Source organism: Candidatus Dormiibacter sp. (assembly GCF_050999135.1).
GTDB classification, from domain to species: domain Bacteria; phylum Chloroflexota; class Dormibacteria; order Dormibacterales; family Dormibacteraceae; genus Dormiibacter; species Dormiibacter spiritus.
The window spans coordinates 1-26295 of the sequence record NZ_JBPCPN010000016.1 but is presented as its reverse complement, the minus strand read 5'-3'; the positions used below and the strand labels follow the sequence as shown (position 1 = coordinate 26295).

The 26295-nt window shown below is 65.8% G+C and carries 27 protein-coding genes; 15 read left to right on the top strand and 12 right to left on the bottom strand.

From position 1 onward, the window contains the following. Window positions 1-9 precede the first annotated feature (9 nt). Both thiD and ACR2MZ_RS04015 read right to left on the bottom strand, forming a co-directional pair. The gene (gene thiD / locus ACR2MZ_RS04020) at window positions 10-825 is read right to left on the bottom strand and encodes a bifunctional hydroxymethylpyrimidine kinase/phosphomethylpyrimidine kinase (RefSeq protein WP_434003781.1); all 816 of its coding nucleotides are present in this window, start codon (window positions 823-825) and stop codon (window positions 10-12) included. Continuing rightward, window positions 822-2198: a purine-cytosine permease family protein gene (locus tag ACR2MZ_RS04015; protein WP_434003780.1), complete on the bottom strand. Its 1377-nt coding sequence runs from the start codon at window positions 2196-2198 to the stop codon at window positions 822-824. The genes thiD and ACR2MZ_RS04015 overlap by 4 nt, the downstream gene beginning before the upstream one ends. A gap of 149 nt (window positions 2199-2347) precedes the next feature. On the opposite strand from ACR2MZ_RS04015, the gene ACR2MZ_RS04010 reads away from it, so the two are divergent. Together ACR2MZ_RS04010 and trxB are read left to right on the top strand one after the other, a co-directional pair. After that, entirely contained in the window at window positions 2348-2638 is a 291-nt protein-coding gene (locus tag ACR2MZ_RS04010) for a ferredoxin family protein (RefSeq protein ID WP_434003779.1), read from the top strand. A 52-nt stretch (window positions 2639-2690) separates the two neighbouring features. Next, a complete protein-coding gene (trxB, locus tag ACR2MZ_RS04005; RefSeq protein WP_434003778.1) occupies window positions 2691-3632 on the top strand; it encodes a thioredoxin-disulfide reductase in 942 nt (313 codons plus the stop codon). Between the two features lie 27 nt (window positions 3633-3659). Here trxB and ACR2MZ_RS04000 read toward each other — a convergent pair whose 3' ends face one another. From ACR2MZ_RS04000 to ACR2MZ_RS03990, 3 genes are all read right to left on the bottom strand, one after another. Further along, window positions 3660-4070 (bottom strand): gamma-butyrobetaine hydroxylase-like domain-containing protein, encoded by a 411-nt coding sequence (locus ACR2MZ_RS04000; RefSeq protein ID WP_434003777.1) that lies wholly within the window; start codon window positions 4068-4070, stop codon window positions 3660-3662. Next, on the bottom strand, window positions 3994-5100 hold the full coding sequence (locus ACR2MZ_RS03995; protein ID WP_434003776.1) for an Mrp/NBP35 family ATP-binding protein: 1107 nt from the start codon (window positions 5098-5100) through the stop codon (window positions 3994-3996). The genes ACR2MZ_RS04000 and ACR2MZ_RS03995 overlap by 77 nt, the downstream gene beginning before the upstream one ends. 81 nt (window positions 5101-5181) lie before the next feature. Then, on the bottom strand, window positions 5182-5649 hold the full coding sequence (locus ACR2MZ_RS03990) for a metallophosphoesterase family protein (protein ID WP_434003775.1): 468 nt from the start codon (window positions 5647-5649) through the stop codon (window positions 5182-5184). Between ACR2MZ_RS03990 and ACR2MZ_RS03985 the strand changes: the two genes are divergently transcribed. Together ACR2MZ_RS03985 and ACR2MZ_RS03980 are read left to right on the top strand one after the other, a co-directional pair. Beyond that, on the top strand, window positions 5648-6250 hold the full coding sequence (locus ACR2MZ_RS03985) for a uracil-DNA glycosylase family protein (protein WP_434003774.1): 603 nt from the start codon (window positions 5648-5650) through the stop codon (window positions 6248-6250). The genes ACR2MZ_RS03990 and ACR2MZ_RS03985 overlap by 2 nt on opposite strands. Further along, the gene (locus tag ACR2MZ_RS03980) at window positions 6250-6903 is read left to right on the top strand and encodes an RsmE family RNA methyltransferase (RefSeq protein WP_434003773.1); all 654 of its coding nucleotides are present in this window, start codon (window positions 6250-6252) and stop codon (window positions 6901-6903) included. Before ACR2MZ_RS03985 ends, ACR2MZ_RS03980 begins: the two co-directional genes overlap by 1 nt. A gap of 29 nt (window positions 6904-6932) precedes the next feature. Here ACR2MZ_RS03980 and ACR2MZ_RS03975 read toward each other — a convergent pair whose 3' ends face one another. Then, the gene (locus ACR2MZ_RS03975; protein ID WP_434003772.1) at window positions 6933-8612 is read right to left on the bottom strand and encodes a serine hydrolase; all 1680 of its coding nucleotides are present in this window, start codon (window positions 8610-8612) and stop codon (window positions 6933-6935) included. Between the two features lie 105 nt (window positions 8613-8717). Here ACR2MZ_RS03975 and ACR2MZ_RS03970 point away from each other — a divergent pair, with 105 nt between their 5' ends. Further along, a complete protein-coding gene (locus ACR2MZ_RS03970; protein WP_434003771.1) occupies window positions 8718-9515 on the top strand; it encodes a glycosyltransferase family 2 protein in 798 nt (265 codons plus the stop codon). Window positions 9516-9548: 33 nt separating this feature from the next. Here the strand turns inward: ACR2MZ_RS03970 and ACR2MZ_RS03965 are convergent, their stop codons facing one another. The 6 genes from ACR2MZ_RS03965 to ACR2MZ_RS03940 all read right to left on the bottom strand — a co-directional run bounded on the left by ACR2MZ_RS03965 (window position 9549) and on the right by ACR2MZ_RS03940 (window position 17430). Next, window positions 9549-10292: an ABC transporter ATP-binding protein gene (locus ACR2MZ_RS03965; RefSeq protein WP_434003770.1), complete on the bottom strand. Its 744-nt coding sequence runs from the start codon at window positions 10290-10292 to the stop codon at window positions 9549-9551. Further along, the gene (locus ACR2MZ_RS03960) at window positions 10289-12136 is read right to left on the bottom strand and encodes a branched-chain amino acid ABC transporter ATP-binding protein/permease (protein ID WP_434003769.1); all 1848 of its coding nucleotides are present in this window, start codon (window positions 12134-12136) and stop codon (window positions 10289-10291) included. The genes ACR2MZ_RS03965 and ACR2MZ_RS03960 overlap by 4 nt, the downstream gene beginning before the upstream one ends. After that, window positions 12136-13023, bottom strand: a complete 888-nt coding sequence (locus ACR2MZ_RS03955; RefSeq protein WP_434003768.1) for a branched-chain amino acid ABC transporter permease — start codon at window positions 13021-13023, stop codon at window positions 12136-12138. Before ACR2MZ_RS03955 ends, ACR2MZ_RS03960 begins: the two co-directional genes overlap by 1 nt. 27 nt (window positions 13024-13050) lie before the next feature. Continuing rightward, on the bottom strand, window positions 13051-14403 hold the full coding sequence (locus ACR2MZ_RS03950) for an ABC transporter substrate-binding protein (protein WP_434003767.1): 1353 nt from the start codon (window positions 14401-14403) through the stop codon (window positions 13051-13053). 526 nt (window positions 14404-14929) lie between these two features. Next, window positions 14930-16513 carry a glycerol kinase GlpK gene (glpK, locus tag ACR2MZ_RS03945; protein WP_434003766.1) on the bottom strand — a complete coding sequence of 528 codons (1584 nt, stop codon included), beginning with the start codon at window positions 16511-16513 and terminating at the stop codon, window positions 14930-14932. A gap of 56 nt (window positions 16514-16569) precedes the next feature. Next, window positions 16570-17430 (bottom strand): MIP/aquaporin family protein, encoded by an 861-nt coding sequence (locus ACR2MZ_RS03940; protein ID WP_434003797.1) that lies wholly within the window; start codon window positions 17428-17430, stop codon window positions 16570-16572. 330 nt (window positions 17431-17760) lie between these two features. Between ACR2MZ_RS03940 and ACR2MZ_RS03935 the strand changes: the two genes are divergently transcribed. The 10 genes from ACR2MZ_RS03935 to ACR2MZ_RS03890 form a co-directional block, all read left to right on the top strand. Further along, window positions 17761-18192: an alpha/beta fold hydrolase gene (locus ACR2MZ_RS03935; RefSeq protein ID WP_434003765.1), complete on the top strand. Its 432-nt coding sequence runs from the start codon at window positions 17761-17763 to the stop codon at window positions 18190-18192. A gap of 16 nt (window positions 18193-18208) precedes the next feature. Beyond that, the gene (locus ACR2MZ_RS03930) at window positions 18209-18862 is read left to right on the top strand and encodes a class I SAM-dependent methyltransferase (protein ID WP_434003764.1); all 654 of its coding nucleotides are present in this window, start codon (window positions 18209-18211) and stop codon (window positions 18860-18862) included. Between the two features lie 340 nt (window positions 18863-19202). Further along, window positions 19203-21008, top strand: coding sequence for a translation elongation factor 4 (gene lepA / locus ACR2MZ_RS03925; protein WP_434003763.1), 1806 nt, complete (start codon window positions 19203-19205; stop codon window positions 21006-21008). Window positions 21009-21026: 18 nt separating this feature from the next. After that, window positions 21027-22115, top strand: coding sequence for a glycosyltransferase family 9 protein (locus tag ACR2MZ_RS03920; RefSeq protein ID WP_434003762.1), 1089 nt, complete (start codon window positions 21027-21029; stop codon window positions 22113-22115). Further along, entirely contained in the window at window positions 22112-23104 is a 993-nt protein-coding gene (locus tag ACR2MZ_RS03915) for an ROK family protein (protein WP_434003761.1), read from the top strand. The genes ACR2MZ_RS03920 and ACR2MZ_RS03915 overlap by 4 nt, the downstream gene beginning before the upstream one ends. A 25-nt stretch (window positions 23105-23129) precedes the next feature. After that, window positions 23130-24122: a hypothetical protein gene (locus ACR2MZ_RS03910; protein ID WP_434003760.1), complete on the top strand. Its 993-nt coding sequence runs from the start codon at window positions 23130-23132 to the stop codon at window positions 24120-24122. A gap of 26 nt (window positions 24123-24148) precedes the next feature. Continuing rightward, window positions 24149-25003, top strand: coding sequence for an ATP-binding protein (locus ACR2MZ_RS03905; RefSeq protein ID WP_434003759.1), 855 nt, complete (start codon window positions 24149-24151; stop codon window positions 25001-25003). Window positions 25004-25086: 83 nt separating this feature from the next. Next, window positions 25087-25365 carry a hypothetical protein gene (locus ACR2MZ_RS03900; protein WP_434003758.1) on the top strand — a complete coding sequence of 93 codons (279 nt, stop codon included), beginning with the start codon at window positions 25087-25089 and terminating at the stop codon, window positions 25363-25365. Beyond that, the gene (locus tag ACR2MZ_RS03895) at window positions 25365-25694 is read left to right on the top strand and encodes a molybdopterin dinucleotide binding domain-containing protein (protein WP_434003757.1); all 330 of its coding nucleotides are present in this window, start codon (window positions 25365-25367) and stop codon (window positions 25692-25694) included. Before ACR2MZ_RS03900 ends, ACR2MZ_RS03895 begins: the two co-directional genes overlap by 1 nt. After that, window positions 25691-26295 (top strand): trans-sulfuration enzyme family protein (locus tag ACR2MZ_RS03890; protein ID WP_434003756.1); only part of this gene is annotated, 605 nt, incomplete at its 3' end. The genes ACR2MZ_RS03895 and ACR2MZ_RS03890, both read left to right, overlap by 4 nt.

The following is a 26295-nucleotide window of genomic DNA, read 5'->3' as shown; positions in this document are numbered from 1 at the left end:
GCCCTCTGGCTAGAGCCTACCGGTGCCACTCTCCGACCGCCATTGCCGCCAAAGCGGGTTGACGGGGCCGTGCCCGGCACCTATCTCGAGCGCATTCTCCACCGCGCCTTGGATGTACTCCTTGGCCTCCCGCGCAGCCGCGAGCGGGGAGCTTCCCAGCGCCAGGCGGGCGGCTACGGCGGCGGCGAAAGCGCAGCCGCTGCCGTGCGTGTTTGCCGTCGATACGCGGCGGCCGGGCAGCTCGACGAGCTGTTCTCCATCGCAGTAGAGGTCGAGCGCATCCTGCGCATGACCGCCTTTCAGCACGACCGCCCGGCAGCCGAGCCGGAGCAGGTCGCAAGCGGCCAGCCGTCGATCGGCCACGTCCTGCCCCAGCGGCCGGCCCAGCAACACCTCGGCCTCGGGGAGATTTGGTGTGAGCACCATAGTGAGGGGGATGAGCAGCTTTGTGAGCGCGGCGACCGCGTCGTCCTGGAGCAGCTTCGAGCCGCCCTTGGCCACCATGACCGGATCGACCACCAGTGGCTGCAGAGACCTCTGCGCCAGCTCCCCCGCCACCAGCTCGATGATCGCGGCGCTGGCCAGCATGCCGGTCTTGACGGTGGCCGGCCGCAGGTCTTCCGCCACCGCCATCAGTTGGCTTCGAATCAGGTCAAGCCCGACCTCCTCGTAGCCGGCCACGCCTTTGGTGTTCTGGGCGGTGACAGCCGTGATGACGCTGGTGCCATGCAGACCGAAGGCTGCGAAGGTCTTGAGGTCGGCCTGGATGCCGGCGCCGCCGCCTGAGTCGGAGCCGGCGATGGTCAGGGCTATGAGCGCCTTCAAGCCTGCACCGCTCGGCGCCCGACCCAGAAGCACGCTGCTGCCACGGCCACGCTGACGGCGCCGGAGAGATCGGCCCCGTGCAGCGCTGAGATCACCTGGTAGTTGAAGGCTTGGGCGCCGGGGTAGATGTTGCCGTAGTTCACGAAGCCGAAGCTGACGGCGGTGCCGAGCGCCCAGGCGCCCACGGCGAGAGCCGGGCGCGGGCGGCCCAGGTTCAGGCCCAGCAATACGATCGCCGCCCAGGCCGGCGCCCACAGGTAGGTGAGGGTCAGGAACTGCTGATAGGCGTTGTGAAAGTCGCTCACTGTGACGGCGTAGGCCGCCAGCGCCGCTCCCAACAGTCCGCAGCCAAGCGCTGTCTGCCAGCGGGGCAGCCTGAGCCCCAACGTCTGGGTGACGAGCCCCGCGGTGTAGACGTCGAGGTAGTTGGAGAGCAGCTCACCGGCCACAACCAGCAGGAAGAAGAGCAGAGCCAGCCAGGCCGGCGCGTGTTTGCTGATCACTGCGAGCACGCCGCCGTTCGGGTCTGCCGCCAGCTTGGCGTCGATGCCCGGCAGCAGGAGACCCAATAGGCCGAGCAAAACCATCGGCACGGCGACTCCCACCACCGGCCACCAGGTGAGGCCGCGCGAAGGTATGTCCGGGCGGAGGTAGCGGGAGTAGTCGCTGGCGAACGGATACCAGGAGGCGACCAGCGCGAAGCAGGTCATGAAGCCGAGCACGAAGGCGCCCGGATAAGCGGCGCCGGACACGGTCGGGCCAGCAGTGAACTTGAACTGGGGTGCTAGCGCGATGACCAGCACCAGAACGAGACCGCCGAACACCAGCGCTCCCCACTTCTCCAGGACTCGGATCGTGCCGTGGCCGTAGATGGCGACCACCACCGAGAGTCCGGCGATGAAGAGCACCAGCGGCAGGGTGAGCTTCTGGGCCAGCTCGCCGATGCCGGCGACCTGGAGCAGCTGGGCGCCGGCTTGGGCCGCGATCACCGTGTCGACGGCAAACCAGCCGACCGCCAGAAAGAGCGTGAGCAGGGCCGCCAGCTTCATGCCGGCCCTGCCGAAGATGCGCTCGGTGAAGGCGACCTGGGGCAGGCCCGAGCGAGCGCCGCTGTGGCTCAGGAGGCCCAAGAGCACTGCGCCCGAGACGGTTCCCAGCACCAGGGCCAGCAGGCCGTCCCAGACGCCCAGGCCAAAACTGGCGGTCAGATAGCTGGCGGTAAGGACGCTGACGAAGTCGAAGAAGGCGCCTGCCCAGATGAAGGCCAGATCCCGAGAGCCGCCCCGACGCTCTGAGCGGGGGATCGGATCGATGCCGTGCTCCTCGACCTGGAGGAAGCCGTCGCGGGCTCCAACTGTTTCGATCGTCGCCATCTTTTTCCCTCCGCCGGCATTACCCGGATCAGGTATTGCGGTCGGACTTCTCAGGAGAAGTCCCTCTCAGCCCTGGCGAGCTCCCGCTGGTCGGCGCTGATTCTACCGGCGGCCAAGCGCGCGCCGATAGCTCGACTAGACTGGGCGCCGTGACCGAAAAGCTGACCGACAAGCTGTTCAAGAACCGCTATGTGGAAGACAGCGGCCACCCTCACATCGAGATCGCCAATCAGGACGTTTGTCGGGACAAGTGCTCAGGCAAGTACTGCAACTATTTCTGTCCGGCCGGCGTCTATGAGTGGGACGAAGAGAAGCAGCAGACGATAGTCAGCTTCGGCAACTGCATCGAGTGCGGCGCCTGTGCGATCGGCTGTCCGTACGACAACATCCTCTGCCAGACGCCCCGCGGCGGTTATGGGGTGCAGTTCCAGCTCGGTTAGCGCCTGCGGGGCGACGGGGAATCGCTGTCAGGACTGGGTGGTTGGAATAAGCGTGACCGAAGATTTCGACCTCGCCATCGTTGGCGGTGGCCCGGCAGGGCTCGCCGCCGGCCTCTATGCGGCCCGCATGAACCTCCGCACAGTGCTGCTGGATCGCGGCCCGCTGGGCGGTCAGCTTCTCAACACTGAGCTGATCGAGGACTACCCAGGCTTCGAGTCGATCCTCGGCCATGAGCTGGCGGCCAAGATGGGTGAGCACGCGCGCAAGTTCGGTCTGGACCTGCGCGAGTTCCAGCAGGTCACCGAAGTCGATGTGGAAGGTGAGCGCAAGATCGTCCGCCTGGAGGATGGCGGCCAGGTTCGAGCGCCCGCGTTGATCCTGGCCTCCGGCGGTCTGCCCCGCAAGCTCGAGGTCCCGGGCGAGGCGGAGTTCGCCGGCCGCGGCGTCTCCTACTGCGCGGTCTGCGACGGCGCCTTCTTCAAGGGCCAGGAACTGGCGGTGGTGGGCGGCGGCGACGCGGCGCTGGAGGAGGCTGACTTTCTCACCCGCTACGCCTCCAAGGTGTATGTCATCCACCGCCGGTCTGAATTCCGCGCTCAGCCAGTACTGCAGGACCGCGCCCGCTCGAATCCCAAGATCGAGTTCATCCTGGAAGCTCAGCTGCAGGAGATCATCGGCGAGGCCCAGGTGACCGGGGTGCGCTACCTCCAGAACGGCGAGCGCAAGGAACTGCCGGTTGGCGGCGTGTTCATCTTCGTAGGCTTTCTGCCCAACTCAGATCTCCTGAGACCGCACGCCGAGCACGATGAGATCGGCTACTTCATCACCAACCGGGATCTGGAGACCTCGATCCCGGGCATCTGGGCGGTGGGCGACGTGCGCGCCCAGCTCACCAAGCAGATCGCCACGGCAGTGGGTGACGGGACCACCGCCGCCGTCGGCGCGTCCCAGTACCTGGACCGCCTCCGGGACCGCGCCACCGCGACCGCCTGACGCGCCTGGGGCTGGCCGGCTACACGCCTATGGGCCCGGGGCCAATGAGCGCAGGTGCCGGAACGTGTAGATGCCTGTCGCGTGGCCGCTGGCGAAGCCGAGCTGCAGCGCGTAGTGGCCGACCAGCTCCACACTGCTCAGCCGCATCTCATCTGCTGGTAGGTCCTGGATCCGGTCGAGACGGCCGGGCAGCCCCGCCTCGCCCCGGCAGTCGGCGCAGGGGCAGGCCCAGCGCAGCGCGGCCCCCGCGTAGGCGCTGCGGGCCCCGTCCTCCCAGCTGATCTCCAGCCGGTTGTCAGCCCGGATTAGATCGACGCTGACGGGATACGGATCAGGTGAGTTCAGGCCCAGAAGCCTAGAACTAGCGGACGTTGAGGACGGGCAGCTTGCGGAAGGACTGAACTGATGTGCGGGCCGCGATCTGGGAGGCCATCGCACTGAAAGCTCGGGCACCCACCGAATCCGGCTGGGCGACCACGATCGGAGCGCCGCGGTCGGCCTCCTCGCGAATCTGGCCGTCGAGTGGGATGGAGCCCAGATAGGGCACGCTCAACCGCTCCGCCGCCCGTTCGGCCCCGCCGTGACCGAAGGGGTGATGCTCATGGCCGCAGCTGGGGCAGACGTACCAGCTCATGTTTTCGATCAGGCCGAGTGGGGCCACGTTGAGCGTGCGGAACATCTGCAGCGCCTTCACGGCTATGTCGAGAGCCAGGTCCTGCGGTGTCGCCACTATGGCGACGCCGCTCAAGGGGATGCGCTGCGCCACAGTGAGGGAGGCGTCGCCGGTGCCTGGCGGAAGGTCGATGATCAGGTAGTCGAGCTGGCCCCAGTGCACATCGGACATGAACTGCTCGATGGCGCGCGAGACCATCGGCCCGCGCCAGACCATCGCCTTGTCCGAGCCCGCGAGGACGCCCATCGACATCAGCTTCAGCCCCCAGGCCTCGAGCGGCTTCAGCTTCTGCTGCATTTCTCCGTCGGGCCCGAGAACCTGCACGAGTTGGGGCTGCTCCAGGGCGCCGGTCAGCCCGGGAACCGAGGGACCGTAGATGTCCGCGTCCAGCAGCCCCACCGCGGCCCCTGACTTGGCGAGGGCCGCGGCCAGGTTCACAGCGACCGTGGACTTGCCGACGCCGCCCTTTCCGCTGGCCACGGCTATCGTCTGCTTCACGCCGGGCAAGAGCTGCTGCCCCTGCCGGTCCCGAACCGGGGAGCGGACGTTGGCGGTCATCTTGACGCCGACTCCTGACACGCCCGGCAGAGCGCCGACTCGTTCTTCAGCCATGGTCTTGAAGCGGTCGCGCACCGGGCAGGCGGGAGTCGTGAGTTCAAAGACGAAGTCGACCCGACCTGAGTCCTGGATCTGGAGATCCTTGATCATCCCCAGCGTCACCACGTCCCGACCGAGATCCGGGTCGATGATGGTGGCTAGAGCTGATAGGACCTGTTGCTGGCTGGGGATGGGCATACGCCTCTCGATTGTAGGAAGGGCCTGTCAGGTGGCCGCCGCGGTTGCCTCCTGAGCAGCCGTGTCCGAGCCAGTCTGCGGTCAGGCGAGCTTGACCACTTTCCGCTTCAGCTCCGCGGTGCCGGCCTGCAAGGTGAGGATGCCCAGCGTGCGCTCCTGGCTGAAGCTCGCGGTGGGAGTGGCGACGTTGATGAAGCGGGTGCGCCCTGCCATCTCGTCTCGCCAGCGGTGAGTATGGCCGTGGATGACGATGTCACACTCCTCCACCCAGGCATCACCAGGCTTGGGCGGGCGGTGCACCATGCCCAGCTCCAATCCTTCCAGGCGGCGCCTGACGATCATGGGGAAACGCGGATCGTCGGGCGCATTGCCGTTGACGACTTCCAGCGGCTTGGCGAGCGCCCGCAGGCCTTCGAGAATCCGCTCCTCCTGCCAGTCACCGACATGCCAGATCTCGTCGACGTCCTGAAACTGCCTGGCCACGAAGCCGAGCAGCCGATCCACGCTGTACCTTCCCTGGGTGTCCCCGATCAGCCCCAAGCGGACCATGACTGACGAGCTTAGCGATCTCCAGGCTGCCTGCTCAACCTGCCGGATCTGCGCCGATCAGGGCCTCGTCGCCGAGGCGAAACCAATCTTCGAGGGCCGGCGCGATGCGGAGTTCTTCCTCATCGGCCAGGCGCCCGGTCCTGTGGAGCACGGTCTGCATCGGCCCTTCATGGGTCGCGCTGGCCGGGAGCTGGAGCGCTGGATGCTGCGCGCCCGCTTCAGCTCCGGCGAGGAGTTCCGCCGGCACACCTATATCGCCGCCATCATGCGTTGCTTCCCCGGCCCCAACGCCTCCGGCAGCGGCGACCGGCCACCTCCCGCGGCAGCCATCCGCAACTGTTCCCATTGGCTCGAGGCGGAGCTGAAGCTGGTCCGCCCGCGAGCTGTGCTCTTGGTCGGGCAGCTGGCGGCTGGGCGCTTTCTGGGACCTGCGCCTCTGGACGAAAGGGTCGGTCAGGCGTTTGGCTCCAATCCTGTGCTGCTGCCGCTGCCGCATCCCTCTGGAACCTCGCGCTGGCTTAACGACCCCGCCAACCGCGAGCGTCTGACAAGAGCGCTCGACACGTTGTCCCGCTTGCGAGAGCGCTGCATCGGCGGCTGATGCCCCACTTCTTCGCCGAGCGCGACGGCGACCAGGTGAGCATCAGTGGAGCCGACGCTCGGCACCTGGCAACCTCGCTTCGCGCCCGCCCCGGACAGGTGATCGCAGTAGTGGAGCCGGTGGGGCGCCTGCTGCAAGTCCGCCTTGAAGCCGTCACTGCAACCCTGGTCACCGGTTGGGTGGAGGAGGAGCGGCCGCACCGACCGGAGCCTGAGCGGCAAATCACACTCGCCGTCGCGGTGCTGCCGGCCAGCAGCCTCGATCTGGTGCTGTCCCGCTGCACGGAGGCGGGGGCGAGCGCCTTCCGTCTTGTCGCCGCGTTGAGGAGCATGGGGAGGGGCGGGCGTCCTGAGCGGTGGGCGTCCGTCTGCCGTGAGGCGGCCATGCTCGCGGGCCGGCTCCGGGTGCCGGAGGTGAGCGCACCCGTCCGCCTCGCCGCCGCCTGGCGGGAAGCTGCCGAGCCCTACCTGCTCGACATGTCCGGTGAACCGATGCACGGTCTACCAGACGGCGCGACGCTCTTCATCGGACCGGAGGGCGGCTGGACCCCGGAAGAGCGGCAGGTGGCCGCCGGCCGCACGCTGTCACTGGGACCGCGCAACCTCAGAGCGGACACCGCGGCGCTGGTTGGCCTGACGCTGGCGCTGAGCTGACGGGGAGGAGGCGGTGGGCGTGGTCGGCGTCAGTGGCTGTTATAGCGGTAGGCGGCGCGGGCGATGTCGCGGATCGCCTGGATGCCTGTCGGCTGGTCGGCCGTCCGGGTGAAGACGCAGATGGTGAACGCGCCAGTGGCGGCGTACACGATGCCGCAATCGTTGATCACGTTGCCGTCGATGCCTATCTTGTGCGCGATGCTGACGCCGCTCAGGTAGTAGTTGATCCGATCGTTGAAGACTGTCGTCTCCAGCAGCTGGATCAGGCGGTCGGTGGAATCACCGCTCAGCAGGCCGCCCCGGCCAAGCTTGCTCAGCAGCTGGCCGGCCTGCCGGGCTGTGCACTGGTCGCTGAGTTGATGGCAGTCAGGCGCGCCCTGGGCAGCGGCAAAGCCGTCGATCTTGGCCGGGTCCAGCACCCGCTGCAGCGCCTGCCAGGCTGTGTTGTCGCTCTGCCGGACGAGGTCGGCGAGTAGGTCCTGATAGGGGATCTCGTCGCCTGCCTTGGCTGACCCATACAGAATGCCTGTACCACCCATGAAGTCCTTGGCCTCGAGCTTGACCTTGTCGCTCAGCTTCACCTGACCTGCGTCGACTTGGCTCAGAAGGTAGAGAGCCACGGGAATCTTGATGACGCTGGCGGCCTCCATGCTGGCGTCCTGGTCGATTGCGAGCGTCCGCCCGCTGCTCAGCTGCTCGAGGTAAACGCCGAAGGTTCCCCCGGTGGCCGTCAGGTAGGCCTGCAGCTCGGTCAGGAAGGTGCCTGAGTCCCCAGGAGTCACGGGATGCGGCCCCAGCGTCACCTCGGTCGCCTGCTGCCACTGCACCTGGACGTCCGCGCGGTAGGGCCAGGTGGCCGCTGAGCGGTACGTGAGTGTGTGCTGGCCAGTGACGACATCCGCGTTGAAAGCCCCTGTGCCGATCTGACTGCCGTCCAACGCCAGCTCGCCGGTGCCTGGCACGTTCACCTTCAGCCGGCCGAGCCTGCGGACCAGGGTGGCGGCCACGTTCACGGCGCCGTCCTTCGCCAGCCTGGCGCTCGCCAACCAGGGCACAAAGACCGGATCGTCAACTGACACCGTGTGGTAGCCGACGGGCAGCGAAACCTGACAGGGCGTTGCCTTGCAGGAATCGAGATGCCGGGTGTCGATCAGGGGGTTGACGCCGGCGGGATCGGTAATGATGGTCAACGTGCCCAGCTGCCGCGCCAGCTTCGGCGCGAGCGTCGCTTCCCGGTCGAGCTGGAGGACGGCGCTGCCTGACCAGCCCTCATGGCCTAGGGCTCCGACCGTCGCCTGCACGCTGTCCCCACTGATCGGCAGGAAGAGGGCGAAGCGACCCTCGCTGTCGGCGCTTGTGCGCCAGCTGCGGCCCTGAGCCGTGAGGGTCAGGTCGGCATCCGGCACTGGGTCGCCGATCTCGTCCACGACCACACCCATCAACTGGGGCCAGCGGTGCAGAACCACCTCTCCGCCCCGGGTCTCGGCTGGCTGAAAGCCGTCGGCCCGAACCTGCGCGGGCAGGCCGAGAGGCCATGCGTGGGTGCCGGCGCGGTACGTGCCGCCGGAATCGCTGCGAGCCAGGTCCGCGGCCGGTCCGTGGGGCGTTATCGATGCTCCTGCGATGGGTTTGCCCTCAGCGTCCCGGACCCGGCCCGAGAACGGTACAGGCACTGCCAGCCAAGCGGTCAGCAGTGAGCTTGCAGCCACGAGGCCGACGAGCCAGCGGAGGCGGTGACCCAGGCTCAGCCGCGTTGGCTGGGACCGGTCCGGGGCTGACCCGCCGAGAGGGGGGTTCTTGCTAATGTGTCGCTCGTGGCCGAAATCAGTTCTCACGGCGTGCTGAGCGTCATGATGCCTATTTACAACGAGGAGCGCACCTTGGAGACCGTTTTCAAGCACGTGCTGAAGCGGCCTGAGGTCGGTGAAGTGATAGCTGTCGACGATGGCTCCCAGGACCGGAGCTGGCAGCTCCTACAGCAGATCGCCAGTCATGATTCCCGGGTGAAGGCGTTGCGGCAGGAGGTCAATGGCGGCAAGGGCCTGGCCCTTCGGCGTGCCATCTCCGAGCTGCGTCTGCCGTTCGCGCTGGTCCAAGATGCCGATCTGGAATACGACCCGCGCGACTACGGTGAGCTCCTGGCGCCGCTGGTGGAGGGGCGAGCGGACGTGGTGTACGGTGTGCGCGGTTTCGGCGCCCACACGGCCTACAGCTACTGGTTCGTGATGGGCAACCGGCTCGTCACACTGGCCTCGAATCTTCTGTTCGACGCCTACATCGGCGATATGGAGACCGGCTACAAGGTGCTCCGCACCGAGTTGTGGAAGCGGCTGAATTTGAGCGGCCATCGCTTCGACATCGAGCCTGACATAACCGCTCGGGTGCTGCGTCTGGGCTATCGCATTCATGAGGTGCCCATCCGCTACTACGCTCGGAGCCGGGAGGAGGGCAAGAAGCTGACCTGGAAAGACGGCGTGCACGCGCTGACGACGCTGGCACGGCTGAGGGTGGCCAGGGATGAGCGCCTTTTCGGGTCGGCCCTTGACGCTGACTATCATCGCGAGCGGCAGGTGGAACTGGCCCGCGTCCACCCGCTCCTCGAAGAGTGCTAGCCGAGGGCCTCCCATCGCGGGAAGGGCTGGCGCTCAGACGCCGAGGATGCGGTGGAGGATGTCACTGCCGCGGGCTTCGGCGGCCGGCATCTCGGCCACGATGCGGCCCTTCTCGATGAATGCGGCACGGTCGGCCACCCGGAGTGCGAGGCGGTGGTTCTGCTCCGCCAGGAGGATTCCCATGCCCGTTCGCTTCAGGTCGAGCAAGAGGCTGCCCAGCCCCTGAACGACAACCGGCGCCAGCCCTTCGGTGGGCTCGTCGAGCAGCAGTACTGTCGGGTTGCTCATGAGACCCCGGCCCACCGCCAGCATCTGGCGCTCACCGCCGGAGAGTCCGCCAGCCTGGTTCGAGCGCAGCTCTCTTAGCTTTGGGAAGCGCTCGAACACGCGAGCGAGCGTCCAGCCCCCCGCCGCAGGCCGGGCGGTCAGCTCCAGGTTCTCCTGAACCGTGAGGTTGGGGAAGCAACGGGCTCCCGACGGCACGTAGGCCACGTGGCCTTTGGTCCGGCGGTAGCTGGGCAGTTTGGAGACTGAGCGGCCGGAGACGTAGACCGAGCCCGAGGCGCCCGGCACGAGGCCGACGATGCCCAGGATGGCGGTGGTCTTGCCGGCTCCGTTGCGGCCGAGCAAGGCGAGGAGTTCGCCGCGGGCCACCTCCACGGCGAGATCGAACACCACGTGGCTCTTGCCGTAGCGGACGTCGAGCTGGCGGACCTGCAGCGCCGGCATGGTCGCGCCCGCCGTCGCTGGTGGCGCCGGGGCCGGGTCCACGATCACGCCGTTTCCTCCAGCTCACCCAAGTAGACGCGCTTCACCTCCGGGTCGTTGCGGATCTCCTCCGGCCGCCCCTGGGTCAAGACCTGCCCCTGGTTCATGACAGTCACCGTTTGCGCCGTGCCGAAGACGACCTCCATGTCGTGCTCGCAGAAGAGCAGTGTCAGGCTCTTCTCCTGCGCCACCCGCCGGACAAGCTCCATGGCCTTCTGCGTCTCGAAGGCGGACATGCCCGCCGTTGGCTCGTCCAGCAGCACCAGCCGGGAACCGAGGGCGAGGGAGATGGCCAGCTCGATGGCGCGCTGGTCACCATGGGAGAGAAGGCCTGCCGGCAGTTCGGCGTAGGGGCCCAGGCCCACGGCGGCAAGCAGGTCTAGAGCTTCATCGCGGTACATGCGATCCGCCCGCCCGAACGGGCGCACGGTGCGGCCCCGGTGAGCCAGCATCGCGTACTGCAGGTTTTGCAGCACCGTCAGCTTCGGGAAGATCATGGTGATCTGGAAGGTTCGGCCGATGCCCGCTTTGGCGATCATGTGCGGCGGCTTGCCGGTGATGTCCCGGCCGCCGAACCTGACCCGGCCGGTGGTGGGCTTGAGATGCCCGGTGATGAGATTGAACAGGGTCGACTTGCCGGCGCCGTTGGGGCCGATGATGGCGTGGCGGTCGCGCGCGTGAACAGTGAGGTTCACCCCTGAGACGGCACGCAAGCCACCAAAGTGGCGGGAGAGCCCTTCGATGACGAGCAGCGGCTCGCGCGTGTCGGCTGGTAAGCGATCTGCCTGGATCGCCTTGATGCGGGCCGCCCGCCCGGGATCGCTGGCTTCGATCGCGTGACCGGAGCTCTCAGCAACGGCGCTTTCGGCCTGGCGCGAGAAGCGTCGGCGGAGCTGGCCGATGAGATCGGGCACGGAGGCAAAGCCGCCTGGGGCCAGCAGCACCACGGCCAGCACGATGCCGCCCAGGAGAATGTCGAACTGATACGCGAAGTTCTTGCTCAGCTGGTTGTCGAGCTCCGTGTAAATGAAGGCGCCCAGCGCCGGACCCAAGAACGAGCCGATGCCACCCAGGAGCGCGATCACCACCGGCTGAGCGTTGGCCGTCCAGTACAACTGCTCCGGATAGGCCTGCTGCTCGAACAGAGCGTAGAGGCCGCCCGCCATGCCGGCGAACGCGGCCGCGATCGTGAAGACGGCCAGTTCGTAGGCGCGCACGTTGATGCCGACCGAGCGGGCGCGCTCGCGGTTCTCGCGGATCGCCAGCAGCGCCGCACCAAAGGGGGAGCGGACCAGGCTGAACATCAGCACCAAGCAGACACCGACGGCGGCCGCGACGAAGTAGTAGAGGATCGAGTAGTCGCTCAGGAAGTCAGGCAGCTCCAAACCGTGGATGCCGTTGTCACCACCTGTCACCGAGTACCAGTTGAAGGCGATGGCGTAGAGCAGTTGCGAGATGGCCAGCGTCAGCAGGGAGAAGTACAGGCGCACCGCGCGGAGCGCGACCAGGCCGCTCAAGAAGCCGACCAGCGCCGCCACCACCGGCGCCAGGGCGAGCCCGGCCAGCACCGGCACGTGATAGCGCTGAAACAGGATTGCCACGGTGTAGGCGCCCACGCCGTAGTAGGCGGCGTGGGCGAAGGAGACGATCCCCGCATAGCCAAGCATCAGGTTGTAGGAGATCGCCCAGAGCGACAGGACCAGCGCCGAGGTGCCCAGGAAGATGGGGAACTTGGCGCTCGAGTCGGGGTTGAGCTGCTCGCCCAGGCCGGCCAGAGGCGGCACGAGGAGCGCCCCCACGATCAGGATGCCGGCAGCCGGCCAGCGCCAGTGGCGGCGCTCCAGGACCCGCATCAGGTCTGCTCGGCCTTACCGAAGAGACCCCAGGGGCGGATGGTCAGGACGATGACCATGATGATGAAGACGAAAGCGATGGCGTAGGGATTCGTGTACTGGTTCTGAAGCCCGAACGACAGCACCTCGCCCACGATCAGCGCTCCCACCAGCGAGCCGATGATGCTGCCCAGGCCGCCGATCACGCTGATAGCAAAGGCCAGGACCAGCACATCGGTGTCCATGCTGGCGTTGACCGCCTGGCTGGGCGCCACGATCGCGCCGCCCAGCGCCGCCAGCGCCGCTCCGATGACAAAGACGACTGTGTAGAGCCGGGCCACGTTCACTCCCGAAGCGCTCAGCAGCTCGGGATCGGAGACGGCCGCCCGAATGTTGCGGCCGAGGGTCGTCCGGTACATCAGGACGTAGACGCCGGTTCCGATCACAACGGCGGCGCCGATCATGAAGAAGGAGTAGGCGGCGTAGCTGTTGCCCGCCAGCGTGACTGAGAAGTTGATGGCGGCGGGTGGTTTGACAGTTCGGTAGTTTGCGCCGAAGACCGTCCGCACCACTCCGGCGATGACCAGAGTCAGCGCGTACGTGGCCAGCAGCTGGACCAGGTGTTCCTCCCCATAGACGCGGCGCAGGACCACCACCTCGATCAGCGCGCCGACGAGGCCCGTCACTATCACCGCCACGACCAGCCCGCCCCAGAAGCCAAGGGTGAGGCCGAGCTGGTTGGCGACCACCACCGTCACGAAGGCAGCGATCATGTAGAGCGAGCCGTGGGCCATGTTGATGACCCGCAGCGCTCCGAAGACTAGGGAGAGCCCGGCGGCCACGATGAAGAGGTAGGCGGCGTTCGACAGCCCGCCCACCACGAAGAGGAGGAGCTGACCGCCGCTCACGCGCCTACCTCCCTTCGGCGATCGCTGTTAGCCCTGCTTCCACGAAGGGCAGAGTGCGAAGTCGGTGGTCGTGGGGTTGCCGTCCTTCTCGCACTTGCCGTCGCGCAGCTCTTGCATCAGCTGCTTGGGCATGATGAGATCCGAGCCCTTGAGGTTCTGAGTGTCCTTCAGAATGGGGAACTTGTACTTGCCCCCGCTGTCGGCGGTGGTGCCGATCGTCTCCCCGACGTCCGCCTGCTGATCGCCGGCGCGGATTGTGAAGCTGTAGCCGCGCAGGCTCTGGAACGAGTGGCCCACGATCTGCTTGATCACCTTGTCGGCGTCGAAGCTCTTGGCCGCGTTGGCGGCCTGCCCCCACATCATGGCCGCGTCGTAGTCCAGCACCGCCCAATCCGAGGGCTCCTCGTTGAAGCGCTCCTTGTAGCGCTTCACGAAGTCGTTCATGCGCTGGTTGTTGATGGCGAAGAACGGTGCCCGCATGTAGAGGTGCATGCCGAGGGGGTAGGCGTTGCCGAGGGCCCGCAGCTCATCCACGCTTGAAAGGTCGACGAAGGGATACTTCTTGAAGAAGTCTGGGTCCACCTGCTGCGCCTGCTGGACGAAGTTGATCTCATCGGCGGCGAAGATGTTCGTGTAGATCAGGTCGGGCTTGAAGGACTGGATGGCGTTGATCGTCGAGTCCCAGCGCGGGTTGGTGGGGAAGGGGACGTACCAGGTGCTTTCGGGGTTGACGATCTGCGCGCTGGGGTTGGCGCGCTTCAGGGAGGCAACGAAGGCGTTCGTCTCAGAAACGCCGAACAGGTACTTGGGCGAGACGATGAAGATGCGCTTCGAGCCCAGCTTGGCCACGAAGCGACCGGCGGCCGTCCCCTCCATGTAGGTGTTCGGCACGACCGAGACGTAGTAGGGATTAATGAGGTCTGGCTCGGTGGTCAGCTGGTAGGTGTTGCAGGTGGCGGCCAGGAACAGGGTCTTGTTCTGCTTTGCGATCGGCGAGGCGGCCTGGCACTGAGCGGAGGTGACCGGTCCGAACAGGGCTTGGACGTTGTCCTGCAGGATGAGCTGCCGGGCATTGGCCGTAGCCTTGTCGACGGTGGTGCCGTCGTCGTAGATGACCGGCTCCATCTTGTACCCGTTGACACCGCCCTTGGCGTTGAGGTCGTCCATCGCAAGCTTGAGCGTCTGGCTCACGGCCTTGCCGTAGAGGGCGGACTGGCCTGTCAACGCGCCGGAGTAGCCGACCTTCTTGGTCCCCTTGAAGCCGCCGCCGCTGTTCTGCTGACCGCCGCCCCCGCCGCAGGCCGCGGCCAGGACCAAGGCCGCCAGAGAGAACGTGAGAATTGAAGGGATCCGTCCCAGTCGAGGGGAATTTCGTGTCATGTCTCTTCCTGAGTGATGGATTTGCCGATTTGGAGGCGCGAGAGGCCGCTCCTTGGTGGCCGAGATACTAACACCGCAGGATGGACTTAAGGAGCGCCCCAACCGCTGCCGCCCAAACGGCGTCGGGTCGTCCGGCCGGCACAGCCCTTTCCCACAGCGCGTCAGCTGCGTGACGGCCGACCAACCGGCCGCACTGTCAGCATGAGGTCCATTGACTGGTAGACAGGTCTGAAGGGCAGGGGAGGCGCGCCTCCCCTGCCGGCCGATCTACTTCTTGGCTCTCCTGCTTGCAGGCTTAGCTGCTGTCTTGGGCGATCGTGTCTTCGCAGGTGAAGCGTCCCGCTGGATCCAGTCCCGAGTGCGCTGCACGGCTCGCTGCCAGTTGGCATAGCCGCTCTCCCGCCGGTCCTTGCTCCAGCGAGGCTCCCAGGTCTTGTCAGCTTTCCAGTTCTTACGCAGCTCGTCAAGGTTGGCCTGGCAGACAGGTCTGAAGGGCAGGGGAGGCGCGCCTCCCCTGCCGGCCGATCTACTTCTTGGCTCTCCTGCTTGCAGGCTTGGCTGCTGTCTTGCGCGATCGTGTCTTCGCAGGTGAAGCGTCCCGCTGGACCCAATCCCGAGTGCGCTGCACGGCTCGCTGCCAGTTGGCATAGCCGCTCTCCCGCTGGTCCTTGCTCCAGCGAGGCTCCCAGGTCTTGTCAGCTTTCCAGTTCTTACGCAGCTCGTCGAGGTTGGCCCAGAACCCGGTCGCCAGGCCGGCACCGTAAGCCGCCCCCAGCGCGGTCGTCTCGTTCACTGTCGGCCTGACTACAGGCGTGCCCAGGATGTCAGCCTGCAGCTGCATCAGTGGCTCACTCTTGGTGGCCCCGCCGTCGGCCTTCAGGGTTGTGAGCTTGACGCCTGAGTCCTTCTCCATCGCGTCGGCCACATCCCGGCTCTGGTAGCAGATCGACTCCAGCGTGGCGCGGGCGATATGGCGCTTGTCGACGTAGCCGGTCAGCCCGACCAAAGCGCCGCGGGCGTACATGTCCCAATGGGGAGCGAAGAGACCAGAGAAGGCGGGCACGAAGTAAGCGCCGCCGGAATCCTCGACCTGCTCTGCGAGCCTGTCGCACTCCGGAGCGTTCTTGATCAGCCCGAGATTGTCGCGGAGCCACTGGATGGCGGCGCCGGTGACGGCGATCGACCCCTCCAGCGCGTAGACAGCCTTGCCCTTGCCCAGGCCGTAGGCGGGCGTGGTGAGGAGGCCGCTCTTCGAGGGGACCGGCTTGGTCCCTGTGTTGAGCAGCAGGAAATTGCCAGTGCCATAGGTGTTCTTGGCCTCGCCGACGTTGTAGCAGGTCTGGCCGAACACAGCCGCCTGCTGGTCGCCCAGGTCTGCGGCCACCGGGACCTCGCCGCCGACCGGGCCGTCGGCTCGCGTCATGCCGTAGGTCTCGGGATCGCTGGAGGGCCGGATCTCCGGCAGCATGGCGCGCGGGACCCCGAGCTTGCCCAGCAGCTCATCGTCCCAGTCCAGCTTCCTCAGGTCCATCAGCATCGTGCGGGAGGCGTTGGTGTAGTCGGTGATGTGGACGCCCCCATTGGGGCCGCCGGTCAGCCACCAGATGACCCAGCTGTCCATGGTGCCGAAGGCCAGCTCGCCATTCTCCGCCCGCTTGCGGGCCCCCTTCACTTTGTCGAGCATCCAGCTCACCTTGGGACCTGAGAAGTAGGTGGCCACCACCAGCCCTGTCCTCTGCTTGACCAGCGGCTCGACGCCCGCGTCGATCAGCTTTTCGCAGAGCTGGCGGGTGCGAGTGTCCTGCCAGACGATGGCGTTGTGGATGGGCTCGCCCGTCTTCCGATCCCAGACGACGGCCGTCTCCCGCTGGTTGGTGATGCCGATGGCGGCCAGATCGGACGCCTTGAGCTTGGCGCTGCTGAGCGCCTTCTTGGTCACCTGTTGGGTGTTGCGCCAGACCTCCATCGGGTCGTGCTCCACCCAGCCCGGCTCGGGGGTGATCTGCTTGTGCTCGGCATAGGCGCTGGCGACGACGCCGCCTCCGTGGTCGAACACCATGAACCGGGTCCCGGTGGTCCCCTGATCGACAGCGCCGACGTACTTAGGCATGGTCCGCCTCCCTTCCCGCGTATTGGCTGCCGGGCGAGCTTTGGAGCGCACTGGCATCAGTCGGTCGCCTCCAGCACACCGCGGGCGACGAGAACCCGCCGGATCAGGAACTCGTAGGCGAAGATCCCCACCGGACCGCCGATGAGCGGACCGACTATCGGGATCCAGAAGTAGCCGTTGACGCCGGGAAAGGCGCTGTCGCCCCAGCCGGCGACGAAGGCCAGAAGACGGGGACCGAAGTCACGCGCCGGGTTGATCGCGTAGCCGGCGTTGGGACCGTAAGACATGCCGATGGCGGCCACTGCCAGACCCACCAGCAATGGAGTGAGGTTGCTCTTGGGGGCCAGGTTGCGCCGGTCGCCCAGGGCGGCGACGAAGATTAGCAGGAAAGCAGTGCCGACTATCTGATCGACCAGCGGTCCGAACCAACCGCCGTTGAAGTAGGGAGCGGGGGAGGTGGCGAAGATGCCGAAAGTCCCCGCGTGACCGACATGCTTGGCGTTCTCGAAGCTGGAGATGGCGTCGTGGTAGACCAGCAACACCAGCGCCGCGCCGACGAACGCGCCGGCCACCTGGGCCAGCCAGTAGATCGGCAGCTTGGACCAGGGCGAGTCACCACGAAGAGTGAAGGCGAGGGTGACTGCAGGATTGATGTGGGCACCTGTCACGCCGCCGGCAACGTAGACGCCGAAGGTCACCGCCAGGGCCCAACCCCAGGTGATCAGGAGCCAGTCGCCGGCGGAGAGAAAGTTGTTGGCGCCACGGCCCGACTGGTTCAATGCGGCGACTGCCACCGCGACAACGCCGTCGCCGAACGCGATCAGGCAGAGGGTGCCGAAGAACTCGGCCAGCGCATCGCCGAAGATGCCACTGAGGAGCCCGCCGGGTGCGTGCGTGGCCCTACCCGCCGATCGCACCCCTGCCTCATCGACAGACGCCGCTGCTGCCCGCCCGGGCGGCACCTCAAGCTGTGACGATCTCGCCCCAACGTCTCCCGAGAGTGGCTCGCGCTGCTCACCGGGCGTGCCTCCCAGATGCCCTGCGGGTGTCTCGCCGGTGGTGGCAGGTTCGGCGCCTACGCCCGGGAGTGACTCCGGCCGCTCGCCCGGCGTGCCTCCCAGGTGCCCAGCGAGTGGTTCGTCCCGCTCTGTGTTTCCGCGTTCGTCCATCAGCGATCCTCCCTTACTTGGTGTCGACCTGCACAGCTGTCGGCAAAACCGGTCTCTCCGTTCTAGGCGTTCACACTAGTGCTTGTCAACTCGGTCGCGCTCAAGATGACGCTCGACTCTGACCGGGCACTGGCAGAAGTTCCTGGATACTTATTGCACAGCTTCGGCAGCATTCATGACCTCCTCGAGCCAAGGTTGAAGGTGCGCCAAGAACTAGCTGGCGGCCGGCGCGGCGCTGAGCGAGAACCAAGGATACTGGCCCCCGACCTGCGCGGCCACGGGCGGACGCTGCTCTACGGCCACCCGGCCCGGATTAACGATCACCAGCGCTATCTCGATACCTTTCTCCGCGATGTGGCGGGCGCGCCGGCAATGGCGGCGAGCAACTCGATGGGCGCCGTCGGGCCCGTCCTGCAGGCGGCTCCGGAGCAAGTGGCTGCGGACGCCGGCTTTCCGGTCAGCCTAGGCCGCTCAACGCCGGCCGCTATTAAGGCAGCCTGGGACCGGTAGGCTGGGGCCAGGAATCGTGGCCGAAGATGCAAAGCTCAGCGCGCCTTCCGCGACGCGGGTCACCCGCGGCCACGGCCTCCTGGAGGGCTTCCTGGCTCGCCAGCGCATGCGGCGCGCAGAGCGTCTAATCTCGCCCGCCCACCGCCGGGGCAGGATTCTGGACATCGGCTGCGGCACCTATCCCCTCTTCCTGAGCTTGGCCAAGTTCGGCGATCGGGTCGGCTTGGACCGCATCCCGGCGGAGGTGCAAGCAGAGTGGGCGGCACACGGAGTGTGCCTCTTGGACCACGACGTGGAGCAGGATGCGCGGCTGCCCTATGCCGACCATTCGTACGAGGTGGTGACCATGCTGGCTGTGTTCGAGCACCTCTCAGACGACACCCTGCTCAAGGTGCTACGCGAGGTGCATCGCCTGCTCAAGCCGAGCGGTCAGTACATCATGACGACGCCAGCGCGCAGGACGTTTCACCTTCTCAACTGGATGGCTCGGGTGGGCCTGCTCAGCAAGGACGAGATCGACGAACACCACAAGACCTACGGTCACCGAGAGATCCGGGAGATCCTGGTCCAGGCCGGCTTTCCGACGGACTGCATCCGCCTCGGCTACTTCGAGGCGGGGCTCAATAACTGGGCGGTGGCCACGAAACCAGCGAGCCTGACGCCGGCATAGAGCCGCAAGGCGAACGAGCCCTGGCGGCACTGTGCCGTCCCGGCTCTGTGGGTTGGAACCGAGCGAGTTGAAGTTCCCGGGCACATATAGCGCAGCTTTAGGCAGCATGCATGACCTCCTCGAGCCAAGGTTGAGTTGCGCCAAGGCGGGGATGCTGGAAGCCGAGATCGGTGAACGGCGTTCCGTTGTAGCGCTCGGTTGGGGTGAGCCAACGAGCACGCCGCTCGGACGGTGATAGTTGATACTCCGCGGGTCCGAAGGAGTCGTGTTGTGGATGGCGTTCGTCATCGCCGAACCGTGTCGCTGGCCGTGCCATATGTATCCATGAATCTCAACTAGCATGGAGCCGGTGCCGCAGTCCCTGACCCGCAACTTCTGCATCATCGCGCACATCGACCATGGCAAGTCCACGCTGGCCGATCGACTCTTAGAGAAGACGGGGGCTGTCAGTCGCAGGGAGCTCACCGATCAACATCTGGACACGCTCGACCTGGAACGCGAGCGCGGTATCACCATCAAGCTGCAGGCCGTCAGGATGGGCTACAAGGCCGCCGACGGCCAGGTTTACGAGCTGAACCTGATTGACACGCCGGGTCACGTGGATTTTTCCTATGAGGTCTCTCGCTCACTGGCCGCCTGTGAAGGCGCGCTCCTGGTGGTGGATGCCGCTCAGGGCATTGAGGCCCAAACGCTGGCCACCCTCTACCAGGCTGTGGAGGCAGACCTGCACATAGTCCCGGTGGTGAATAAGATCGACCTCGCCGCCGCTCAGCCGGACCTGGTGGCGGAGGAGGTCGTCCAGGTCACCGGTATCGAGCGCGCAAACGTTATCTTCGCCTCCGCCAAGCAGGGCATAGGCATCGACGACATCCTGGAGGCGATAGTCTCGCAGGTGCCGCCACCTGTTGGCGAATCGGCGAAGCCGCTGCGCGCGCTCGTCTTCGACTCTCACTACGACGCCTACAGGGGCGTCATCGTCTATGTGCGAGTTGTCGACGGTGAGATCCGACCGGGCATGAAGGTTCGCATGATGAACACGGGCACTGTGCACGAGGTGGACGAGGTGGGCTGGTTCACTCCCGGCATGCACGCCGGCCGGGTGCTGACGACCGGCGAGGTCGGCTACCTGACAGCCGCCATCAAGAACGTCAACTCAGCCCGGGTGGGCGACACGGTCACCGACGAGCGTCACCCGGCCGCGGGGCCTCTGCCCGGCTACCGGGCGGTGAAGCCCATGGTCTACGCGGGCATTTTTCCGACTGAGTCTGATGGCTATCAAGATTTGAAGGAGGCGCTGGATAAGTTCCAGCTGAACGACGCATCTCTGGTCTTCGAGGCCGAGAACTCCGCCGCCCTGGGCTTCGGCTTCCGCTGCGGTTTCCTCGGGCTGCTGCACATGGAGATCGTGCAGGAGCGGCTGGAGCGCGAGTTCACGCTGGATCTGGTCACCACGGTTCCGAGCGTGGAATATCATGTGAAGCACACCGACGGTGAGATCGAACTCATCGAGAATCCGTCGCGCATGCCGCCGGCCGCGGTGATCGAATGGGTGGATGAGCCGTACGTCAAGGCACGCATCGTTACGCCGAGTGAGTACATCGGGCCGATCATGACGCTTGGCACGGAGCGGCGTGGCGTGTACAAGAACATGTCGTACATCGATCAGGCTCGTGTGGAATTCGATTGGGAGTTCCCGTTGGCGGAGATCATCCTCGATTTCTTCGATCGGCTCAAGACCGTGAGCCGCGGCTACGCGTCGCTCGATTACGAGATGCTGGAGTACCGGCGCAGTGATCTGGTGAAGCTGGACATGCTGATCAACGGTGAGCCGGTGGACGCGTTCTCCGTCATCATCCATCGCGACAAGGCGTACGACTGGGGGCGCAAGATCGCGGACAAGCTCAAGGATCTCATTCCGCGGCAACTGTTCGAGGTCGCGATCCAGGCTGCCATCGGCGCCAAGGTCGTCGCGCGCACGACGGTCAAGCCGCTGCGCAAGGATGTGCTGGCCAAGTGCTACGGCGGCGACATCAGCCGTAAGCGCAAGCTGCTGGAAAAGCAGAAGGAAGGAAAGAAGCGGATGAAGCAGGTCGGATCGGTCGAGATCCCGCAGGAGGCGTTCCTGGCCGTACTGCAGGTCGACTGATCCGTGCGGTCGCTCGTTGTGCAGACGAGCTTCATCGGTGACGTAATTCTCACCACGCCACTGCTGGCGCGGCTGGCAGCGGACGGCGACGTGGATGTGGTCACAACGCCCGTTGGCGCGACACTGCTCGCGTCGCACCCGGCGGTGGCGAGACTAATCGTGTACGACAAGCGCCAGGATGATACCGGTCCGGCTGGCTTTCTCCGCGTCGCGCGCGCCGCTCGGGCCGCTGGTGCTGTTACGCGCGCTTACCTCGCGCAGGGATCCACACGGAGCGCCGCGCTCGCTATTGCGGCAGGGTGCTCCACTCGTGTTGGCTTTGCCAGCTCTGCAGGCGCCTGGTTGTGTAGCGAGCGCGTGGAATACCGCGATGACTGGCATCATGCGCGACGGCTCTTATCGCTGGCGGGCGATTGCGTAACGGCAACGGCGCAGAACGCGATCGCATCCGGAGAGGGCGACCGCCGGTCGCCCCTACATGATCATCACCGAAACGGTGACGACGCGATCCGGCCGCGGTTGTATCCGACGGCCGACGACATTGCTGCGGTCGATGCGTTACTACTCGGGCAGGAGCGGCCATTCGTCGCGGTCGCGCCGGGGAGTGTCTGGGCGACCAAGCGTTGGCCCAAGTTTGGTGAATTATGTGGGCTCCTAGGCGAAGATTACGATATCGCGATTATTGGCGGGCCTGGCGATGCTGACGCCGCGGCCGACATCAAGCGGTTCGTCGCACCCGCGCGAGTCATTGACGGTGCTGGTAACTTGTCTCTACTGGGGTCCGCGGAGATCATCCGGCGATCTCTGGCGCTGGTCACAAACGACTCGTCACCGCAGCACCTCGCATCCGCGATGGGAACGCCGACGGTTGCCATCTTCGGTCCAACGGTCCCTTCGTTCGGTTTTGGGCCGCTGGCGCCGGGCTCGCGCACCGTTGGTCTCGATGACCTCGCGTGCAGGCCCTGTGATCGGCACGGACCCCGGAGCTGTCCGCTCCGGCACTGGCGCTGCATGAACGACATTACACCCAAAGAGGTGAACGACATGGTGAGATCGGTTATCACCGCGGGGATGGTGCAGGGCGCGTTGCAGGAACGGGATCGATGAGTCGCGAGCAATTCATCGTCGGCGTCGATCTGGGCGGCACCAACATCGTTGTTGGTGCCATGCCGGTAGACGGCAGCCGCGAGATCGGGATGCGCACACTTCCGACCCTGTCGGGCGGGGGCGCGGATAGTGTGACCGACCGCATTGCCAGCATGGTCGAGGCGGTCGTCGCCGACATCATGCGTGACACAGGAGCGGAGCGAGACGACATCCTGGGCGTCGGGATCGGCTCACCCGGTCCGCTGGATCGCGAGCGCGGCGTGGTGATCGTTACGCCCAACCTCGGCTGGCGTGACTATCCGCTGCGCGACGAGGTCAGCAGCCGCGTCTCCATGCGCGCAACGCTGGACAACGACGCGAATTGCGCCACACTGGGAGAATGGTGGTGCGGTGCGGCCCGCGGCGGCCGCAACGTGATCGGTATGACCCTCGGCACCGGGATCGGTGGTGGCCTCATTCTGGATGGGCGGCTGTATCACGGCGCGTCCGATGCGGCGGGTGAGATTGGGCACACTTCAATTGAATCGAACGGCCGTAGGTGCAAGTGCGGCAATGACGGCTGCTTGGAAGCGTACTGCTCGGGGCCAGCCATCGCCGAACGCGCGCGCGAGGCGATGGAGAGCGAGCCGAGTCCGGGGATACTCGCGCTCGTCAACGGCGACATGTCGGCGCTCACCGCGCATGTGGTGTACGAGGCCGCGCGGCAGGGCGATCCCGTTGCTCGTGGCGTGGTGCGCGACACCGCGCGCTTCCTCGGAACCGGCATCTCCAATCTGATCAACATCTTCAACCCCGACACCGTGGTACTCGCCGGTGGCGTGACGCAGGCAGGGGAGGCGTTGATGGACCCGCTCTGCGCAGAGGTGAAGCGACGCGCGTTCAAACCGGCGGTCGAGGCATGCCGTATCGTGCTGGGCCAGCTCCCCGTCTCGGCCGGCGTGGTTGGAGCGGTCGCAACGTTCAAGCAGCAGGTGTTGGGATCAATTTGATAGCCTCGCGCCAACGTCCACGCGGGTGACCGCGCCCCAGCGGCGCCGCGTCGGCGTGATCGGTACGTTTGTGTGGGACGAGATCCACGGTCGCGATCCATCCCAGGCTCCGGTCGAGGAGTGGGGCGGCATCACGTACGCGCTCGCGGCGCTGGATGCAGCACTGGAAGATGATTGGGAGATCGTTCCGGTCATTAAGGTGGGCAGCGATCTGGCACAGCCCGCACGTGAGTGGCTGCGGAACTTGAAGCGCATCGCACCGGATGCAGCGCTGATCGAGGTGGCGTATCCCAACAACCGCGTGACGCTGCGATATATGAGCAGCGATCGCCGGACGGAGCAGCTCACCGGCGGCATTCCAGGTTGGCACTGGCTGGGCCTCAAACCTCTGCTCCGCAATCTGGATGCCCTGTACATCAACCTCATCAGCGGCTTCGAGCTGGATCTCGAAACCGTACAGCTGGTGCGGCAGCACTTCAGCGGTCCCATCTACTGCGACTTGCACTCTCTGGTGCTCGCGGTGAATTCCGAGGGGCTGCGCGTTCCCGCGCCAATTCTTAACGTAGCGGGGTGGATGCACTGCTTCGATCTGCTGCAAGTGAATGAGGATGAGATGCAGCTGCTCGCCCCCGACTCGCTCGCGCTCGCCGCCACGGCGATGGCGGGTGGAGTGAGTGTGATAAACGTGACCATGGGACCGCAAGGAATTGTCTATTTCGCCGCGCCGGGCTTCGAACAGCTGTCCGATGTGAAGCAGATGCTATTGCAGGCGGCCGGAGCAATTGGGGGCGCCATCCGCACCGCGCGCGTGCCGGCGGAGCCAATCAGGAACGGCGCAGGCGGAGATCCCACGGGCTGCGGCGATGTTTGGGGCGCGACCTACTTCGCGCGGCTACTCGCAGGTGATATGTTAGGCAACGCGACTACTGCCGCGATGCGCGCCGCGGCGCGAAACGTTGATCACCGCGGGGCCACCGGCCTCGCCAGCTATCTCAGGGGAGAGCTCACTCTAGCGTGACGACCGTAATAACCGTCCCACCTTCGTTGGACGACGCCACGTTTGAGCAGATCCTCGAGCCGCTGTCACGGCTCCAGCCAGACGACAAAGTTCTCCTGGACGCCCGGCACACGCGCTGGGCTTCGCCGTACGGCCTCACCGCCCTGCTCACGCTGGCGCAGACGAGAATGAGCCGGCCAGGGCTCGCGGTACCCGAAGCAGACGATACGGCCTCGTACTGGGGACGCACCGGTTTCTTCAAGCACGCGGCCGACCTGTTCGATCTCAAGGGGAGCGTGCCCCGTACACGCCAGAACGAGTCCACGGTCCTGCTCGAGATCACCCCTGTCGCGGGGAGCGATGACGTTCATATCGTGGTAGACCGCGTTCAGCAAAAGGCGCAGGCCATTCTGATGAACGAGCTCAAGCTGGATGCAGCCGCCACGATGCGATTTACTATGGCGCTTTCCGAGACATGCCAGAACATTGTTGAGCATGCGGGTCGCGGTGGTTGGGTTGCGGTGCAGACGTACCGATGGCAGAAGCGTCTTGGACGCCGCGTGGTGGTGATCGCCGTTTGTGACGCGGGGATCGGCTTCAGGAAGTCACTGGAATCGGCCCAGGGACGCCCAGCGCGCTCCGACCGGTGGGACGACGGCATGGCCCTGGAAGAGGCGGTAATGCGCGGTGTGAGCCGTTTCAGAGATCCGGGCCGCGGTCAGGGACTCGCCGGTGTGCGCCGCTTCATCGCGAAGTGGGATGGCAAGTTTTCGGTTCGAAGTGGCACCGCGCGTCTCGCGATCGTCCCAGGTTGGGACGAGGACGTTCCGCTGCGTGAGAAGCTGCCGCAGTTCCCAGGCTCACAGATTCAGGTCACCATTCCGGAGCGGGTCGACGGATGATGAAAAACCATATCGATGTGAGCAGCGTACTTCGCCAGGCTGTATCTGAGAGATTTTCAAACCTTGTCACGAGACCGACGGGAGTGGCTGTGCGCTCGTTCATTGAAGCACAGATCGAGAGCAGCGGCGACGCCGTGGTGACAGTGATCGACTTCTCCCGCGTGGGGATGATGGACTTCTCCTGCGCGGACGAGATCGTGGCCAAGCTGGTGATGCAGCGTATCAGCACCGCACCGGGGTTCGTCTTCAGCGGGCTGAGCGAGTCGCACATCGAAGCAATTGACGTCGTTTTGGAACGGCACGGGATGTCGCTCGTCTCCCACGAGGCCGATACCAACTCATACATCGCAGTCACGCACTAATGCGCTTTTTCAAATCGGCGGCTCCGCCGAGCCTTGCCAGCTTTCAGCCGGAGTTGCGCGTAATCGAGTATGTCGGCACGCGCCGCGGAGAGCCGGAGCGCGGTCCACAGATACGTATATGCAGCGCGGATGCCAAGCTGCGTCTGCTCACCGACGGCGAACTCGCATGGATTCAGGCACCTCGCGGACAGACGCTGGCTGAACTGATGATCGACGACTCGATCCCGGAGTACTCCTGCGCGCTGCGCGACGTTGCGGGTGTCGTCCTGTCCGAACAGATCCGGGTCGTGAAGCCGGACCTCGACTCCCCAAAACGTACGCTCGCATGAGACGTCCCACCATTCCGGTACACGGCGGCGCGCCACACCTCTCGCCGGGCGACCCTGTAGTCACGCCGATCACGCAGTCGGTAAGCTTTGTCCAGGAAATCGGGACCTCTGAGGGTCTCAAGTACACCCGCTACGGCAACACGCCTAACATCGAGCTGGTGGAGCGCCGGCTGGCGATGTTGGAAGGTGCGGAGGCCGCCGTCGCGCTGTCCAGCGGGATGGGTGCCACGGCGTGCGCCATGCTCGCGCTCCTCCGGCCGGGTGATCACCTGCTCTCCAGCTCGTGGATCTACGGCGGCACGCACAAGCTCTTCACGCAGGAGCTTGCCGGGATGGGGATCGAAGTCACACTCATCGATCCGCTGTCGCCGCGCACCTGGCGCCGCGCGCTCCGGCAGACCACGCGCGCAATTTTCGTGGAGTCGCCGGTGAATCCCACCTGCCGCGTGCTGGACCTGAGCTCCCTCGCCAATCTGGCCAAGAGCGAGGGGGTCGCGCTGGTGGTGGACTCTACTTTCGCGAGCCCGGTGAACTTCCGGCCGCTGGAGCACGGAGCGGACGTGGTGATCCACTCCACGACCAAGTATCTCAACGGACATCA

Bases quoted from the DNA above. Each gene is read 5' to 3' on its own strand.
- ACR2MZ_RS04015 (WP_434003780.1), bottom strand. From the start codon at position 2,198: ATGGCGACGATCGAAACAGTTGGAGCCCGCGACGGCTTCCTCCAGGTC.
- ACR2MZ_RS03995 (WP_434003776.1), bottom strand. From the start codon at position 5,100: ATGCCCATCCCCAGCCAGCAACAGGTCCTATCAGCTCTAGCCACCATC.
- ACR2MZ_RS03985 (WP_434003774.1), top strand. From the start codon at position 5,648: ATGACTGACGAGCTTAGCGATCTCCAGGCTGCCTGCTCAACCTGCCGG.
- ACR2MZ_RS03990 (WP_434003775.1), bottom strand. From the start codon at position 5,649: ATGGTCCGCTTGGGGCTGATCGGGGACACCCAGGGAAGGTACAGCGTG.
- ACR2MZ_RS03980 (WP_434003773.1), top strand. From the start codon at position 6,250: ATGCCCCACTTCTTCGCCGAGCGCGACGGCGACCAGGTGAGCATCAGT.
- ACR2MZ_RS03960 (WP_434003769.1), bottom strand. From the start codon at position 12,136: ATGCGGGTCCTGGAGCGCCGCCACTGGCGCTGGCCGGCTGCCGGCATC.
- ACR2MZ_RS03950 (WP_434003767.1), bottom strand. From the start codon at position 14,403: ATGACACGAAATTCCCCTCGACTGGGACGGATCCCTTCAATTCTCACG.
- glpK (WP_434003766.1), bottom strand. From the start codon at position 16,513: ATGCCTAAGTACGTCGGCGCTGTCGATCAGGGGACCACCGGGACCCGG.
- lepA (WP_434003763.1), top strand. From the start codon at position 19,203: ATGGAGCCGGTGCCGCAGTCCCTGACCCGCAACTTCTGCATCATCGCG.
- ACR2MZ_RS03915 (WP_434003761.1), top strand. From the start codon at position 22,112: ATGAGTCGCGAGCAATTCATCGTCGGCGTCGATCTGGGCGGCACCAAC.
- ACR2MZ_RS03895 (WP_434003757.1), top strand. From the start codon at position 25,365: ATGCGCTTTTTCAAATCGGCGGCTCCGCCGAGCCTTGCCAGCTTTCAG.